This is a genomic window from Erythrobacter sp. WG (assembly GCF_026586795.1).
Lineage (GTDB): Bacteria > Pseudomonadota > Alphaproteobacteria > Sphingomonadales > Sphingomonadaceae > Erythrobacter.
The window spans coordinates 30586-46525 of record NZ_JAPFGY010000020.1; the positions used below are offsets into that span (position 1 = coordinate 30586).

The window sequence follows — 15940 nt, forward strand, 5'->3', positions numbered from 1 at the left end:
GTGCGGCGCAGCATGACAGGGAAACTTACAGAAAATCGTGTCGCTATACGGACAATTGCCCGCGATCTTGTGTCAATCTGTAATTAAGTTTACAAGGTCGCATGAGCGACACCCTCCTTGCCGGACCTGCCCTGCGCCGCCTGCGCAAGCGTGAAAGCCTCACCCAGGCGGCGATGGCCAGCCTGCTGGGCATCTCGCCCTCCTACCTTAACCTCATCGAGCGTAACCAGCGCCCCTTGTCTGCGCGTGTGCTGGTGCAGGTGATCGAGCGCTTCGACTTCGACCCGCGATCCCTGCGCGAGGACGATGCGATCGGCGGACTCGACGGCATGGTGCGCCGCCTCGCCGACAAGCGCTTCGGCGACCTCGGGATCGATCGGGAGGAGGTGCAGGAGTTTCTCGCAGCGGCCCCGCAGATCGCGGCTGCCTTCGCGCGCCTTTACGACAAAGGCGGCGGTGCAGGCGGCGGCGAGCGACTTGTCCTCGAAGATGCCGAGGTGGCCGTGCGCCGTGCGGTCGAGCGTTGGCAGAATCACTTTGCCGATCTCGATCATGCTGCCGAACACCTTGCCGACGAGCTGCGCCTGTCGCGCGGGGAGATCAGCGCGGCGCTTTCCGAGCGCCTGCGCGAGAAGCACCAGCTCTCGGTCCGCGTGCTGCCAGCCGAGGTCATGCCCGGGCAGGTTCATCGGCTTGATCTGCACGCGCGCCAGCTCCAGCTCTCCGAGATGCTGCCCGGCGCTGCGCGGCGGTTCCAGATCGCGCGTCAGGTCGGCATTCTGGAAATGCGCGAGGGGATCGAGACGATTGTCGCGGGCGCGAACCTCGCCGCCGCCGAGGCGCGCGATGCCTTGCGCGAACACATTGCTGATTACCTCGCCGGCGCGCTGCTGCTGCCCTACCGCCGCTTCCTGCGCGCCTGCGAGGCGACCGGATACGACCTTGCGGTCCTCCAGCGCCGCTTCGCGGTCAGCTTCGATCAGGTTGCCGAGCGGCTGACAACGCTCGGGCGGGTCGGCGAGCGGGGCCTGCCCTTCTTCATGGCGGTGATCGACCGGGCCGGGCGGATGACCCGCTTCACCGCCGGCGGAAGCGGCGCGCTCTACCCTCTGGAGGGGGCGCGCTGGCCGGCCTGGGTGCCCTACGCCGCGTTCGAGCGGCCGGGCACGGTGCTGACCCAGGCGGTGACCTTCGGCGAGGGGGAGGGGGCGGCGCGGCACTGGTTCACCATCACCCGCACCGTAGATGGCGACGGTGTGATGTGCGCAGGTCGCCGTGCGGTGGTGCTGGGGCTCGAGGCGCGGTTTGCGGGCGATCTCGCTCACGCGCGAGGCGTCTCGCTCGACCGGGCCGATGCGGTGCCGCTTGGCACACCTTGCCTCAGGTGCGGGAGGTCGGAATGTCTGACCCCAGCACCGGCGCGGCTCGCCGGGACGCTCCCGCGCCTGCGACCCGCTTCCGAACGGTGAAGACGTATCCGTCAGAATTTCCGCGTGTTCGTAACTCGATGCAGCAAGAACGCACGGGCATGAGCGGGCACTGATGCCGCCCATGACGTCGACCACGGGACGGCCTGCCGGCGGGTTAGTGTAAAGTTTACCGACATTTCACCTCTCGCGGGTAATCCGATGACCTTGCAAGGTTGACCGGACACCCCGCGCATATGATCCGCCTGTTCAAGCACTACATCCCGCACGCCGTGCTGCTGCTCGGCTTGCTCGACCTGTGCCTGCTGGTCCTGGCGGTCGAGACCGCCTGGCAATGGCGCATCCATCAGATCGGCATGGGGCCGACGCCGGTTGCCGAGCGGGCCTTCGCCCTGTTCGGCACGGCAGGGGTGATCTGGCTCGCGATGATCGCGGTCGGTGTCTACGGTCCCAACGCGCTGAGGTCCCTGCGATTTGCCGGTGCGCGGGTGCTGGTGGCGATCAGCCTCGGCATCATCGCTCTGGCGTTCATCGATTTCGTCATCCCCAGCGACTGGTTCTGGCGCTCGACCCTGCTCTACACCATGGGTCTGGCGATCCTGGTGCTGATTGCAGACCGCCTGCTGCTCAATTCCTTCCTCGGCTCCTCCGCCTTTCGTCGCCGCGTGATGGTTCTGGGCGCGGGGGACCGGGCGCAGCGCTTGCGCGAACTGGGCGAGAAGCCGGAGAGCGGCTTTGCCATCGTCGCCTATATCGCCATGAGCGAGGACCAGCGGCGGGTGGAGGAGGCGATCCCGCGCGCGGCGATCCACGATCTCGGCCGCTTCGTCGAAAACCTCGGCGTCTCCGAGGTGGTACTCGCGCTTCAGGAGCGCCGCAACGCGCTGCCGCTGAAGGATCTGCTGCGGATTAAGACCAAGGGCGTCCACGTCAACGACTTCTCGAGCTTCATCGAGCGTGAGACGGGCAAGATCGACCTCGACACGGTCAATCCTTCGTGGCTGATCTTCTCGGACGGCTTTTCCAGCAGTCGGATGTTCTCAAGCGCGGTCAAGCGCATATTCGACATCACCGCGAGCCTCGTCCTGCTCACGCTGACGCTGCCGATCATCGTCCTCTTCGCGCTGCTCGTGAAGCTGGACAGCAAGGGACCGGCCTTCTTCCGCCAACAGCGGATCGGGCTCTATGGCGAGCCCTTCACGATCGTGAAGCTGCGCTCGATGCGCACCGATGCCGAGAAGGACGGTGCCAAGTGGGCCGAGAAGGACGATCCGCGCGTCACCCGCCTCGGACGCTTCATCCGCAAGGTCCGCATCGACGAACTGCCCCAGACCTGGAGCGTCCTGAAGGGCGAGATGAGCTTCGTCGGCCCGCGACCCGAGGTGCCGTCCTTCGTCGAGAGCCTCGAAGAGGAGATCCCCTTCTACGGCGAGCGGCACATGGTGAAGCCGGGGATCACCGGATGGGCGCAGATCAACTATCCCTATGGCGCTTCGGTCGAGGACAGCCGCTGCAAGCTCGAATATGATCTCTACTACGCCAAGAACTACACGCCCTTCCTCGATTTCGTGATCCTGCTCCAGACCTTGCGGGTGATCCTCTGGCCTGAGGGGGCGCGGTGACCACGGCGCAGACGCTTGCCGCGCTGCTGGGCCTGTTCGCCTGGGCGGCAGGGGCGTGCCTCAGCACCCTCGCGCTCGCCTGGCTGTGGCGTTACGGCGAGCGCAGCCGGCCGGATCGCACGGGGCTCATGGTTGCCGCTGCGGCAAGCGGCGCCTGGTGTGCTCTTTCGGCAGCGCTCGGCCCGGATCACGACGCGGCGAGCATCGCGGCGGTGGTCCGCAACCTGGCACTCGTCGCCACGATCTTCAGCCTGTTCGCCGCCGACGGCCGTAGCGAGAGCCTGCTTCCGGTGCGGCCCGTCATCATCGCGATCGTGATGGTGCAGCTCTTCCAGCCGGTGGTGCTGTTCGCCGGGCATCGCTTTGCCGGCAATCCCGATGTCGCAGAGGCGGTGTTCACCGCGCGATTGCTGATCGATATGCCGGTGGCGATCGGTGCGCTGATGCTGCTTCACAATCTCTATGCCGGCGCCGACAATGCGCTGCGCCCGGTGCTGCGCTGGACCGGCGTGGCGCTGGCCGGGATCTTCGCCTACGATCTCAACCTCCACGCTCTTTCCTACCTCGGCGGCGAGGTGCCGACGGCGCTGCGCGACCTGCGCGGCTTGTTCGCCGGTGTCATGACCTTCCTCTCTGCGCTCGGGATGAATGCTGCGGGCCCGCGCGTGCAGTTCAGCCCGTCGCGCGCGGTCACCTTCCGTACGCTCTCGCTGCTGCTGATCGGAGCCTATCTTTCTGCCTTGCTGCTGGTGACCAAGGCGATCGATCTGATCGGCGGCGATGCGACGCGTGGCGGTCAGGCGGTCTTCGCCGCGGTCGGTATCCTTGCCGCCGCGCTCGCCTTGCCTTCACCGCGCGTGAGGGGCTGGCTGCGGGTCACGGCGTCCAAGCACCTGTTCCAGCACCGCTACGACTACCGGCAGGAATGGCTGCGGTTCACCCGCACCATCGGGCGTGCCGGATCCGGCAATGCGAGCCTCGAGGAGCGCGCCGTCCAGGCGCTTGCCGACATCACCGAAAGCCCGGCGGGCCTGCTGCTGATGCCGAGCGAGGAAGCCCGGCTCGAACTCGTCGCCCGCTGGAACTGGCCGACCATCGCCGTCCCGGCCATCGCCGGGGAGTACCGCCTTTCGAGCCTGATGGAGCAACACAATTTCGTTCTTGCCTTGGACGAGGTGAGGCGCGGCGTCGACCACCACGGCGAGACATCCGAGGTGCCGGCCTGGCTCGCCGAGGCCGAGGACGCCTGGGCGCTTGTGCCGCTGATCCATTTCGATCGGCTCGTCGGCGTGATCGTTCTCGCGCGCCCGCGCACCGCCCGTCAGCTCGATTGGGAGGACTTCGACCTGCTGCGCGTCGCCGGCCAGCAGCTCGCCAGCTACCTTGCCGAACAGGCCGGGCAACAGGCGCTGATGGATGCGAGCCGCTTCGACGAATTCAACCGCCGAATGGCCTTCGTGATGCATGACATCAAGAACCTCGTCAGCCAGCTCTCGCTGCTCGCCGCCAATGCCGAGAAGCACGCCGACAATCCGGCGTTCCGCGCCGATATGCTGGTGACGCTGCGCAATTCGGCCGACAAGCTCTCCGCGCTTCTGGCCCGGCTGGGGCGGTATGGTGCGGGCCAGGTGAGCGATTTTGCGCCGATCGAGCTGGTGTCGCTTGCCCGGGACGTGGCTGCGCGCTTCGCCGGGGTTCACCCGGTGGCGCTGACCCGCGATGCGCCGGTCACTGTGATGGGCAACCGCGACGGACTGGAACAGGCCCTGATCCACCTCGTCCAGAACGCCATCGACGCAAGCGCGCCTGCCATGCCGGTGTTCCTCGACGTGACCGTGGAGGGGCTGCATGGCGCGATTGAGGTGGTCGATTCGGGCAAGGGCATGAGCCCCGAGTTCATCCGCACCGGCCTGTTCAAACCCTTTGTGTCATCGAAGAACGGCGGGTTCGGGATCGGTGCCTTCGAGGCGCGCGAACTGATCCGAGCGATGGGCGGACGTCTGACGGTGGAGAGCCGCGAGGGGCTCGGAACGCGATTCGCCGTGGTCTTGCCGATCACCGAGGCGGCCCGTCTGCTCGCGACACGCGGACCGGACGAAATTGCAGCGCAGGAGATGGCGTGATGGCTGCCGACAGAAGACCCGTCCTGCTGGTGATCGAGGATGATCCGGGTCTTCAGGCCCAGCTCAAATGGGCTTACGACGATTTCGAGGTGGTGATCGCCAGCGACCGCGACAGCGCGATTGCCGCGCTGCGCGCCGAGGCGCCGGGCGTGGTCACGCTCGATCTCGGCCTGCCGCCCGATCCGGACGGAACCACCGAGGGATTCGCCGTGCTCGATGCGATCATGGCCTTGAAGCCCGACACCAAGGTGATCGTCGCCAGCGGTCATGGCGCGCGCGAAAGCGCGCTCGCGGCCATCGCGCGAGGGGCCTACGACTTCTACCAGAAGCCGATCGATATCGACGCGCTCGGCCTGATCGTGCGCCGCGCCTTCAATCTTCGCGCCATCGAGGAAGAGAACCGCCGCCTCGTCGCCTCCTCCAGCGCCGACAAGACCGTGCTCGGCCGGATGATCACCGGGGCCCCCGAAATGGTCAAGGTCGCACGCACCATCGAGCGCGTGGCGCGCACCAGTGTCTCGGTCATGCTGCTCGGTGCGAGCGGGACGGGGAAGGAGTTGCTCGCCCGCGGGCTCCACGAGGCGAGCGACCGGGCGGGCGGACCTTTCGTCGCGATCAACTGCGCCGCGATCCCCGAGACCCTGCTGGAAAGCGAACTGTTCGGGCACGAGAAAGGCGCCTTCACCGGGGCGGTCAAGACCACCGAAGGCAAGATCGAGAGCGCTGACGGGGGCACGCTGTTCCTAGACGAGGTGGGTGACATCCCCCTGCCGCTCCAGGTCAAGCTGCTTCGTTTCCTTCAGGAGCGCACCATCGAACGGGTCGGCGGCCGCAGGGCGATCGCCGTCAACACGCGCATCGTGTGCGCCACGCACCAGGATCTCGAGAGCATGATCGGCGCGGGCGCCTTCCGCGAAGATTTGTTCTACCGCCTCGCGGAGATCGTTGTCCGCATCCCCGGCCTTGCCGAGCGCCACGGCGATCCGGTGCTGCTCGCCAAGGCCTTCCTCAAGCGTTTCGCCGCCGAGATGAATCCCACCGTCACCGGCTTTGCGCCCGATGCGCTGGCCGCGATCGACGCGCATGACTGGCCGGGCAATGTGCGCGAGCTGGAGAACCGCGTGAAGCGGGCCGTCATAATGGCGGACGGCAAGCTGGTCAGCGCGGAGGATCTGGACCTTGATGCGAAGGAGGAGGAGCACGCCGACGTCCTCAACCTCAAGGCCGCGCGCGAGGCTGCCGATCGCCGGGTGATCCGCCACGCGCTGTCTCGCAGCGAGGGCAACATCTCGAGCACCGCCAAGCTGCTCGGGATCAGCCGCCCGACGCTGTATGACCTTTTGAAGCAGTATGACTTGCAGACCTAGGAGCCTCGCCGGACTGGCGGCGTCGGCACTTGTGCTGTTGGCAGGCCTGACCGGCTGCTCGAACTCGCCGGACAATCCCGCGCACAGGGATGCCGCCATGCGCCCCGCAAGTCTTGGCAAACTGCTCGAGGATTCCGATGCGGCCTTGGTACGTGGCGACCTTGCCGATGCCGGGCGCACGCTCGATACCGCGCGCAGCCTCGCGCCCGAAAACCCTGACCTGTGGCTTGCGATCGCCCGCTTGCGGCTGCGCGGCGGCGAGCATCTGACCGCGCTCGAGGCGGCCGACCGTGCGCTTGCCCTCGGTCCCGATCACGGTCCTGCCTTACTGCTGCGCGCCTTGATGGTCCGCGACGCGCACGGGTTCGCCGAGGCACGCCGCTGGTTCGAGGCGGCGGTCGAGGCCGATCCGCAAAACCCCGACATCCGGGCAGAATACGCTGCCGCCCTCGGCGATGCTGGCGAAGCCCAAGCGATGCTAGCGGCGGTGCGCGAGCTCGCGGACCTCGCTCCGGAAGATCCGCGCGTTTTCTATCTCCAGGCTGTCCTCGCAGAACGCGGCGGCAGGGACACGCTCGCCCGCAGCCTGCTGGCACGCAGCGGCATGGCGACGCGCGGGGTGCCGGCGGCCCTGCTCCTCGATGCGCTCATCGACCTGAGACAAGGCAACGCCGAAAGCGCCGCCGCAACCCTCGATGGCCTCGCTGGCCGCCAGCCCGGCAATACGCGGGTGCGCGAGCTGCTCGCGCACGCCTTGCTTGCCGGCGGTCATCCCGATGCGGTGATCGCGCGGTTTGGCGAGGATGCAGGACGGCCCGAGGCGTCCCCCTATCTCGTGATGCTGGTGGCCCGTGCGCATGAAAAGATCGGGGATCGCGCCGCTGCCGCTCCGCTTCTGGCGAAGGCTTACGGAGCGCTGCGCACCGCCCCTGCCGTGCTGGCCCCGCGCAGCGGCTTGCCCTTGCCGAGCATGGAAGCACGGCAGGCGCTGATCGCAAACGACTTTGCCGGAGCGCGCAGCCGGGCCGAGGCGCTGCGCGCGCGGTTGCCCGCTTCGGCCGATGTTGCGAGTCTGACCGGAGACGTGCTCCTCGGCACGGGCGACGTGCGCGCAGCGCTCGGCGCCTATGCGCGTGCATCGGAGGCACGGCGTCCCTGGCCGCTGACCCGCAAGCTTGTGTGGGCCCATACCCGCATGGGCGATGACGTTACAGCGGGTTCACTGCTCGCCGAGCACGCCGCCGGCGAGCCCGAGACGGCGAGCGCGCTAATTGCACTCGCAAGGCGCCAGGCGGAGCGCCGCGACTGGCGCAGTGCGGCGCTGCTGCTCGATCATGCCGTGGCGCTCGGCGCGGGACATGATCCGGCGCTGCTCGCATCGAGGCTGCGCGCGGCACGGGCGCTCCGCGATGCGACGGCGGCCAGCCGCTTCGCCGCGCTTCTAGCCGAGGCGCGTCCACACCCGCTCGCCGCGCCATAAACCACGCCTCTCGACAAGCATGGCCGGGGCGGGCAGGGCCGGGCGATGTCCCAGCCCGCCGCCGCATCGCGCTTTCCCATCCTCCGCGACCCGATGATCGCCGTGCTGGTGGTTGCGACGGCGCTCGCGCTCGTCCTGCCCGCAGCCGGCGAGGCGCGGGCGACGGCGACGAATGTCTCGAACGGGGGCATCTTCATCCTCTTCCTGGTCAACGGGATACGCATCCGCCGCAGCGAGATTGCCCGTGGGCTCGCCAACTGGCGCTATTTCGGGCCGCTGACCCTGTTCGTCTTCGGCGGCATGACCCTCATTGGCCTCGGCTTTGCGAGGCTCGCCGCGCCGATCCTGCCGCCGCTCGTCGCGGTCGGTTTCATCTATCTCGGCAGCCTGCCATCGACGGTGCAATCGGCGACATCCTATACCAGCCTTGCGCGCGGTAATGTCGCGCTCGCGGTCGTAGGGGCGGCGCTCATCAACATCACGGGCGTATTCGTGAGCGCCCCGATCTTCGCTGCGGTCGGCGGCGGCGCGGCGGGCGAGATCGGCAGCGATGCCATCGTCCGTATCGGCCTCATCCTCATCCTGCCCTTCGTTCTCGGACAGGTCCTCCAGGACCGGGTGATCGACCGGCTTGCTGCGCATCGCGAGTCGATCGCCTGGCTCGATCGCGCCATCATCGGCATCGCGGTCTATGTCGCCTTTTCCGGCGCGGTCGAGCAGGGTCTGGCGACGATGTTCGCGCCCCAAGACTGGCTCGCGCTGATCGGGCTGGTGCTGGCGATGCTGGGAGTGGCGGTGGCATGCGCCTGGGGTCTCGCCGGGATCATCGGCCTGCCGCGCCCCGACCGCATCGCCTTCCTTTTCGCCGGCTCGCAGAAGAGCGTCGCCACCGGCGCCCCGCTTGCCGCGATCCTGTTCGGCGCGACGAACGCGGGCTTCGTCATCGCCCCGCTGCTGCTCTACCACCTCGCGCAGCTGGTGCTCGCCGCGCCGCTCGCGCAGCGCCTCGCCAGCGGCACGGACTAGGCCTTGGGCTGATAGGTCTGGTCGGCGGTCGGGAAGCTGCGCGCGCGCACTTCCTCGGCGTAGCGCGCGACGGTTCGGTCGATCACGCCCGCGATATCCTCGTAGCGCTTCACGAAGCGCGGGACCCGCTCGAACATGCCGAGCATGTCCTCGGTGACGAGCACCTGCCCGTCGCAGCGGGCCGAGGCGCCGATGCCGATGGTCGGGCAAGAGACCGCCTGCGTGGCGGCGATGGCGATCGGTTCGACGACGCCCTCGATCACGATCGCGAAGGCCCCCGCCTCGTCCAGCGCCCTTGCGTCGGAGACGATCTTCTCCGCCTCGGCGTCCGAGCGGCCCCGCGCACCATAGCCGCCGAGCACGTTGACCGCCTGCGGGGTGAGGCCGACATGGCCCATCACCGGGATGCCGCGCTGCGCAAGGAAGGCGACCGTCGGCGCCATCGCCGCGCCGCCCTCGAGCTTCACGGCGGCCGCGCCGGTCTGCTTCAAGAGATAAGCGGCGCTCTCGAAGGCCTGTTCGGACGAGGCTTCATAGGAGCCGAAAGGCATATCGACCACGACCACCGAGTGGTAGCTCCCACGCACCACCGCCGCCCCGTGGTTCGCCATCATCTCGAGCGTGACGGGGACGGTCGAAGGCAGGCCATAGATTACCTGACCGAGCGAGTCCCCGACCAGCAGCAGGTCACAATGCGCATCCAGAAGCTGCGCCTGACGGGCGGTGTAGGCGGTGAGCATCACCAGCGGCTCCCCTGTCTCGCCGTCGGTCTTGCGGGCACGGATCGCCGGGACCGTCAGCCGCCGCATCGGCTGCGGGGTGGGGTTGGCACGGCTCGTGCTGGTATCGAGCTGGAAGGTCGTGGACATGGCACGGGGGTCTAGCGCCTGCGAGCCTTGGGGGAAAGCCCGCGCATTGCCGCTTGTCTTGCGAGCATATGACGCTAGCGTTGCGCCCGTTCGATCGCACGGGGGAGATACCATGCGATCCATGGGAGACCAATTCAGATGTTTCTTGATCCGGTAAAGCCGCGCGCCGCGACGGCGTGCAGGGGGACTTGCTGATGGCCACAAGACCGAACCGCTCGATCGCCGAGCGGATGTTCGCGCGCAAATCCATCGCCCAGGTCCAGCGCGAGACCGAGACGAGCGAATTGAAGCGCACGCTGGGCAAGTGGAACCTCCTGCTGCTGGGCGTGGGCTGCATCATCGGGGCGGGCATCTTCGTGCGCACCGGCAGTGCCGCGGCGCTTCACGCAGGGCCGGCGGTTCTGCTGAGCTTCGTGGTTGCCGGGATCGTGTGCGCCTTTGCCGGCCTGTGCTATGCCGAGCTGTCCTCGACCCTTCCGGTGTCCGGCTCGGCCTACACCTACGGCTACACCACGCTGGGCGAGTTCGTCGCCTGGACGATGGGCGTGCTGCTGCTGCTCGAATACGGGATTGCGGCGGCGGTCGTCGCGGTGGGCTGGGGCGGCTATGTCGTCAGTCTGCTCGCGGATTTCGGCTTGCAGATACCAGCCGTCTTGACGGGACCCACCGGTCACCAATTGCTGCGCGACGGCGTGCCGGTGCTGGTTGACGGTCAGCCGGTGGTGACGATCTTCAACCTCCCCGCGTTCCTGATCTGCATCGCGCTGTCGCTGCTGCTGGTGGTGGGCGTGTCGGAAAGCGCCAAGGTCAACAACATTATCGTCGCCATCAAGGTGAGCGTGCTCGCCGCCTTCATCGGGGTCGGCGGGATGATCGTGCTCGCCAATCTGCCCGAGCTCGTCTCGACCAACTGGACGCCGTTCATCCCGGAAAATACGGGCGACGGAGAGTTCGGAGTCAGCGGGATCATGCGCGCGGCCTCGATCGTGTTCTTCGCCTATATCGGGTTCGAGGCGGTGTCGACCGCTGGGCAGGAGGCCAAGGATCCGGCCAAGGATATGCCCTTCGGCATCATCGGCAGCCTCGTGGTCTGCACGGTGATCTATATGCTGGTCGCCGCGATCATGACGCTGCTGGTGCCCTACAACACCTTGAACGTGCCCGATCCGGTCGCGGTCGTGGTCGACGCCTTCGGCCCGCAGTGGGGCTGGCTCGCCAAGATCATCAAGATCGGCGCGATCATCGGCCTCACGTCGGTGGTGCTGGTGTTGATGTACGGCCAGACCCGCATCTTCTACACCATGGCGCGCGACGGGTTGCTGCCGCGGGTCTTTTCCAAGGTGCACCCCAAGTACCAGACGCCGTGGATCAACACCCTGCTGGTCGGGCTGATCACCGCGCTGGCGGCGGGCTTTCTCGACATCAACCTGCTAGGCGATGCGACGTCGGTCGGCACGCTTGCGGCCTTCGCGATCGTCTGCCTTTCGGTGATCTACCTGCGCCGCGCCGCGCCGGAACTGCCGCGCGGGTTCAAGGTGCCTTTCTACCCGGTGCTCCCGGTGCTCGGCATCCTGTCCTGCGCATATCTGATCACCACGGTGCCGGGCCACGTGCTGGTCGCGTTCCTCGCCTATCTGGCGATCGGTCTGGTGATCTACTTCGCCTATGGCATTCACACTTCGAACCTTCAGACCGGACGGGACCAGGACGAGGCGCCGGACATGGGCGAGTTCCCCGGGCCGGTCGTAGATTGACCTGAAGCAAGGGGCGCTGCGTTTCGTGGGCGCGGGGAGCGACAGCTTCCCGCGCCCTTTGCATTTGTCATGCGCGCGATGTTGGAACATAATGCGAACAAATGAGTCGTTCGCCCATGCCTTCCTCGTCCTTCAGACCCTCGCCCGCGCGCGTCCTGGCTCGCTCCCTGCCCGAGGCGCGTTGGCGGCCGGGCCTTGCCGCGCAGCCCTTCCACTCCGAGATTTTCGCCCCCGCCACCGAGGCGAGCGGGGCGGGGCTGGCGCTGGCACTGGCGCGTGACGCCTTGACGTCATCGGCAGAAAGCGGAGCGGTGGAGGATACCCGCCAGATCCTCTGGGTGCAGGACAGGCAGGCGATCAAGCGCGGCGGCCGGCCCTGTCTTGCCGGGCTCCCGCGCGAGTGGCGTCACCGGGTGATCCACGTCGCCGCCGCCACGCCCGAGGACGCGCTCTTTGCGCTGGAAGAGGGCGTGCGCTGTCGTGACCTCGCCTGCGTGATCGGCGAGATCGCGGGCAACCCCAAAGCGCTGTCCTTCACCGCCTCGCGCCGCCTCAGTCTCGCGGCCGAGCGGCACGGGGTCAGGCTGTGGCTGGTGCGATTGGATGCCGAGCCCGACCTCTCCTCGGCGCGAATGCGTTGGCGAGCCCGCGCCGCGCCGTCGCCGCCGCCGCGCTGGAACGCGGCCGCTCCCGGCAACGCCACCTGGCATGGCGAACTGTTTCGTGCCCGTGCCCACGCGCCGGGCGAATGGACGCTGAGCGATGACCACACACACCTTGCCATCGCCCGCGATACCGACGGCGATTTTGCCGCGCCGGATTCTGTCCGTCTGGCTCGCGCGACTGTCGGTCGATCGCTGGCGGCTGTCGCACGCGCCTGAAGATCGCCCCGCTGCCGAGGCAGCGCCTACCGCGCTGATCCTCGAGACGGCGCATGGCCCGCGCATAACCGCCGCCAACGACGCCGGACTTGCCGCGGGTGCGCGGGCAGGGATGCTGCTCGCCGATGCGCGCGCGCTGTGCCCCGAACTCGCCGCCGTGCCGGGCGATCCGGCGGGCGATCTCGCGGCGATCGAGAAGCTCGCCGTGTGGGCGCAGCGCTGGGGGCCGTGGAGCGCGCTCGATCCGCCCGACGGCGTGCTGGTCGACGTCACCGGCGCCGCGCACCTCTTCGGCGGCGAGGAGACGCTCCTCGCCGATGTCGTGCGCGCCTTCGCCGCCCGCGGCCTCACCGTGCGCGCCGCCCTCGCGCCCACCGCCGGAGCGGCTTGGGCGCTGGCGCATTACGGTCGGGGCGCGGCGATTATTCCTCCCCTTCAAGGGAGGGGGACCACCGAAGGTGGTGGAGGGGCGGGCGACCGCGATCCGAAAGCTGGGGCATCGGGGCAACGCCGCACGCCCCTCCACCATGCTGCGCATGGTCCCCCTCCCCCGACGGGGGAGGATGATATGCTCCGCCTCCTTGCTGATCTGCCGGTGGCCGCCTTGCGCCTCGACGACGACGTGCTGACCGTGCTGCGCCGCCTCGGGATCAAGCGCCTCGGCGAACTCGCGGGGGTGACCGGGGCGGGGGAGGACGACCTTGCCCGGGAGGCCGCCGCGCGCGATGCGCTGCGCCGCCGCTTCCGCAATCGCTCCTCGCCCGCTGCCAATCCGCTGCTGCGCCTCGACCAGCTGCTGGGCAAGGTGCCCGAACCGCTGCTGCCGGTCGTCGCCCGCCCCATGCCGATGGTCCAGCGCCGGCTCGCCGAGCCGCTGCGCCATCGCGCGCCGCTGGATCACGTGGTCGAGGACCTCGCCGGCGACATGGGGCGTGCGCTCGAGGCGCGGGGCGAGGGGGCGCGGCGGCTCGAACTGGCGCTGTGGCGCGTGGATGGCGAGGTGCTGATGCGCCGCATCGAGCTTGCTGCCGCGACCCGTGAGGCTGCTCACATCACCCGCCTCTTCGCCAAGCGGCTCGACGATATCGATGCGGGCTTCGGGATCGAGACCGTCCAGCTGCGCGCCAGCTGGAGCGAGCCGCTGGCCCTCACCCAGGCCGATCTCGACGCGGCGGCCGAGGAGCACGGCACCGCGCTTGCTGCCTGCATCGACCGGCTGACCGTGCGCCTCGGCCCACGCGCGGTGACCCGCCCCGTCGCCCGCGCCAGCCATCTGCCCGAGCGCGCGCAGGCCTGGCAGCCGCCGCTCGATCCCGTGCCGCCCCAACAAGGCGCGCTCGCCTTCCACACCCGCCCGCTGAAGCTGCTCGACCGGCCCGAACCGATTGCGGTGCTCTATGCCTCGCCGGACGGCTTCCCCCAGCGCTTCCGCTGGCGGGGAACGGTGCGCGAGGTGGTGCGGGTCGAGGGGCCGGAGCGGATCGCGCCCGAATGGTGGCGCGAACGCTCGACCACGCGGCTGCGCGACTATTACCGCATCGAGGACCAAGCGGGCGCGCGCTACTGGATCTATCGCCGTGGCATCGCCGGCGACGGGCGGGGCGGGGTGCCCGACTGGTTCCTGCAGGGCCTGTTCGCCTGAGGGTCTTGCTCAGCATTCATTTACCCAGTTTGTGCAATAACTCGCAATATGAACCTCGATTCCATCCCGCGCTCCTCCGAAAGGCGGCCGCTGAGCATGACGGTGAAGAGTCGTGTCAGCTCGCGGGTGGTCTATGTGGATCTCGTCGACATCTCGGAAGGCGGCTGCAAGCTGCGCGGAAAGCTCGGCTTTGCCGAAATGGGCGATCGGGTGGCCATGAAGGTGGGCGGGATCAATGCCCCGCTCGGGATCATCGCGTGGGTGGACGGAAATTACGCCGGCGTGGCCTTCGAAGGCGCGATGCATCCGGCGGTGCTCGACTTCCTGTGCGAGAACCGCGGGGCCGGACCCGACAGCCCGCAGCTGCGCCGCATCATCTGATCGCACCGGCGGTGCGGCTTGCACGCTTTGCATTTGGCAGGCAGAGCGTGAGAACATATATGGAACGCGAAAGGCGTTTCCGGTTCCCATGGTCCAGCACACTCTCCGCCAGAAGCTTGCGATCCTCGCCGACGCGGCGAAGTACGACGCCTCCTGCGCCTCCTCGGGAACGGCGAAGAAGAACTCGCTCGGCGGGAAGGGCATCGGCTCGACCGAGGGCATGGGCATCTGCCACGCCTATGCGCCGGATGGGCGCTGCATTTCGCTCCTGAAGATCCTGCTAACCAACCACTGCATCTTCGATTGCCACTATTGCATCAACCGCAAGAGCTCGAACGTCGCCCGCGCGCGCTTCACGCCGCAGGAAGTGGTCGATCTCACGCTGAACTTCTATCGTCGCAATTACATCGAGGGGCTGTTCCTCTCCTCGGGCATCGTCAAGAGCGCGAACCACACGATGGAGCAGCTCGTCGAGGTCGCCCGGATCCTGCGCGAGGAGCACGACTTTCGCGGCTACATTCACTTGAAGACCATTCCCGAGGCCGATGCGGAGATCATCCATCAGGCCGGGCTCTATGCCGACCGCGTGTCGATCAATGTCGAGCTGCCGACCGATACCGGGCTGACGCGGCTCGCCCCGGACAAGAATGCAGGGCAGATCGAAGGCGCTATGGGGCGTACGAAGGAACGCATCCTCACCGCCAAGGACGAGAGGAAGAAGTTCCGCCACGCCCCCCGCTTCGCGCCTGCGGGCCAGTCGACCCAGATGATCGTCGGCGCCGACGATGCCAATGACGCGGCGATCATCGGCAAGGCGAGCCGGCTTTATGACAGCTTCGGCCTGAGGCGCGTCTACTACAGCGCCTTCTCGCCGATCCCCGATGCGTCCGCCGTGCTGCCCTTGAAGAGCCCGCCGCTGCTGCGCGAGCACCGGCTGTATCAGTCGGACTGGCTGATGCGCTTCTACGGCTTCGCGCCCGGGGAGGTGGCGGACGCGGCCGAGGCGGACGGCAACCTGCCGCTCGATATTGACCCCAAGCTGGCCTGGGCGCTGAAGTTCCGCGCAAGCTTCCCGGTCGACGTCAACCGCGCGCCCCGCGAGCTGCTGCTGCGCGTGCCGGGGCTCGGCACCAAGGCAGTCGCGCGCATCCTTGCCGTACGGCGGCACCGCAGCTTGCGATTGGAGGATGTCGCACGGCTGACGGCTTCGGTCGCCAAGGTGCGGCCCTTCATCTGCACCGTCGACTGGCGCCCGACGCTACTGACCGACCGCGCCGATCTGAAGGGGCTTGTCGCCCCGAAGGTCGAGCAGCTGGAGCTGTTCTGATGATTGCCTCCATCCGTTCGTGTCGAGCGAAGTCGAGACAC

General features: G+C 68.0%; 12 protein-coding genes. 11 read left to right on the forward strand and 1 reads right to left on the reverse strand.

Going from position 1 to position 15940, the window contains the following annotated elements:
- Positions 1-101: 101 nt before the first annotated feature.
- From OPU67_RS11125 to OPU67_RS11150, 6 genes are all read left to right on the forward strand, one after another.
- Positions 102-1469: a helix-turn-helix domain-containing protein gene (locus OPU67_RS11125; protein WP_267619605.1), complete on the forward strand. Its 1368-nt coding sequence runs from the start codon at positions 102-104 to the stop codon at positions 1467-1469.
- 194 nt (positions 1470-1663) lie between these two features.
- Entirely contained in the window at positions 1664-3049 is a 1386-nt protein-coding gene (locus OPU67_RS11130) for a TIGR03013 family XrtA/PEP-CTERM system glycosyltransferase (RefSeq protein WP_267619606.1), read from the forward strand.
- Entirely contained in the window at positions 3046-5172 is a 2127-nt protein-coding gene (gene prsK / locus OPU67_RS11135; RefSeq protein ID WP_267619607.1) for an XrtA/PEP-CTERM system histidine kinase PrsK, read from the forward strand. Before OPU67_RS11130 ends, prsK begins: the two co-directional genes overlap by 4 nt.
- On the forward strand, positions 5172-6539 hold the full coding sequence (gene prsR, locus OPU67_RS11140) for a PEP-CTERM-box response regulator transcription factor (RefSeq protein WP_267619608.1): 1368 nt from the start codon (positions 5172-5174) through the stop codon (positions 6537-6539). The genes prsK and prsR overlap by 1 nt, the downstream gene beginning before the upstream one ends.
- A 97-nt stretch (positions 6540-6636) precedes the next feature.
- Positions 6637-8019 (forward strand): tetratricopeptide repeat protein, encoded by a 1383-nt coding sequence (locus OPU67_RS11145; RefSeq protein WP_267619609.1) that lies wholly within the window; start codon positions 6637-6639, stop codon positions 8017-8019.
- A gap of 45 nt (positions 8020-8064) precedes the next feature.
- The gene (locus OPU67_RS11150; protein WP_267619610.1) at positions 8065-9045 is read left to right on the forward strand and encodes a bile acid:sodium symporter family protein; all 981 of its coding nucleotides are present in this window, start codon (positions 8065-8067) and stop codon (positions 9043-9045) included.
- On the opposite strand, the gene panB is transcribed toward OPU67_RS11150, so the two are convergent.
- A complete protein-coding gene (gene panB, locus OPU67_RS11155; protein ID WP_267619611.1) occupies positions 9042-9914 on the reverse strand; it encodes a 3-methyl-2-oxobutanoate hydroxymethyltransferase in 873 nt (290 codons plus the stop codon). The two genes, OPU67_RS11150 and panB, sit on opposite strands and share 4 nt — an antisense overlap.
- A 194-nt stretch (positions 9915-10108) precedes the next feature.
- On the opposite strand from panB, the gene OPU67_RS11160 reads away from it, so the two are divergent.
- The 5 genes from OPU67_RS11160 (at position 10109) to OPU67_RS11180 (ending at position 15899) form a co-directional block, all read left to right on the forward strand.
- Positions 10109-11668, forward strand: a complete 1560-nt coding sequence (locus OPU67_RS11160) for an amino acid permease (RefSeq protein WP_267619612.1) — start codon at positions 10109-10111, stop codon at positions 11666-11668.
- Between the two features lie 101 nt (positions 11669-11769).
- Positions 11770-12549, forward strand: a complete 780-nt coding sequence (locus OPU67_RS11165) for a recA-like protein (protein WP_267619613.1) — start codon at positions 11770-11772, stop codon at positions 12547-12549.
- Positions 12431-14191: a DUF6504 family protein gene (locus tag OPU67_RS11170; protein WP_267619614.1), complete on the forward strand. Its 1761-nt coding sequence runs from the start codon at positions 12431-12433 to the stop codon at positions 14189-14191. The genes OPU67_RS11165 and OPU67_RS11170 overlap by 119 nt, the downstream gene beginning before the upstream one ends.
- A 48-nt stretch (positions 14192-14239) precedes the next feature.
- Entirely contained in the window at positions 14240-14572 is a 333-nt protein-coding gene (locus tag OPU67_RS11175; protein WP_267619615.1) for a PilZ domain-containing protein, read from the forward strand.
- 88 nt (positions 14573-14660) lie between these two features.
- Complete coding sequence (locus OPU67_RS11180) at positions 14661-15899, forward strand: putative DNA modification/repair radical SAM protein (protein ID WP_267619616.1); 1239 nt, start codon at positions 14661-14663, stop codon at positions 15897-15899.
- Positions 15900-15940 lie beyond the last annotated feature (41 nt).

Excerpts from the sequence above, each read along its gene's own strand:
- OPU67_RS11125 (WP_267619605.1), top strand. The coding sequence starts at position 102 with ATGAGCGACACCCTCCTTGCCGGACCTGCCCTGCGCCGCCTGCGCAAG.
- OPU67_RS11130 (WP_267619606.1), top strand. The coding sequence starts at position 1,664 with ATGATCCGCCTGTTCAAGCACTACATCCCGCACGCCGTGCTGCTGCTC.
- prsR (WP_267619608.1), top strand. The coding sequence starts at position 5,172 with ATGGCTGCCGACAGAAGACCCGTCCTGCTGGTGATCGAGGATGATCCG.
- OPU67_RS11145 (WP_267619609.1), top strand. The coding sequence starts at position 6,637 with ATGCGCCCCGCAAGTCTTGGCAAACTGCTCGAGGATTCCGATGCGGCC.
- OPU67_RS11150 (WP_267619610.1), top strand. The coding sequence starts at position 8,065 with ATGTCCCAGCCCGCCGCCGCATCGCGCTTTCCCATCCTCCGCGACCCG.
- panB (WP_267619611.1), bottom strand. The coding sequence starts at position 9,914 with ATGTCCACGACCTTCCAGCTCGATACCAGCACGAGCCGTGCCAACCCC.
- OPU67_RS11160 (WP_267619612.1), top strand. The coding sequence starts at position 10,109 with ATGGCCACAAGACCGAACCGCTCGATCGCCGAGCGGATGTTCGCGCGC.
- OPU67_RS11165 (WP_267619613.1), top strand. The coding sequence starts at position 11,770 with ATGAGTCGTTCGCCCATGCCTTCCTCGTCCTTCAGACCCTCGCCCGCG.
- OPU67_RS11170 (WP_267619614.1), top strand. The coding sequence starts at position 12,431 with ATGACCACACACACCTTGCCATCGCCCGCGATACCGACGGCGATTTTG.
- OPU67_RS11175 (WP_267619615.1), top strand. The coding sequence starts at position 14,240 with ATGAACCTCGATTCCATCCCGCGCTCCTCCGAAAGGCGGCCGCTGAGC.
- OPU67_RS11180 (WP_267619616.1), top strand. The coding sequence starts at position 14,661 with ATGGTCCAGCACACTCTCCGCCAGAAGCTTGCGATCCTCGCCGACGCG.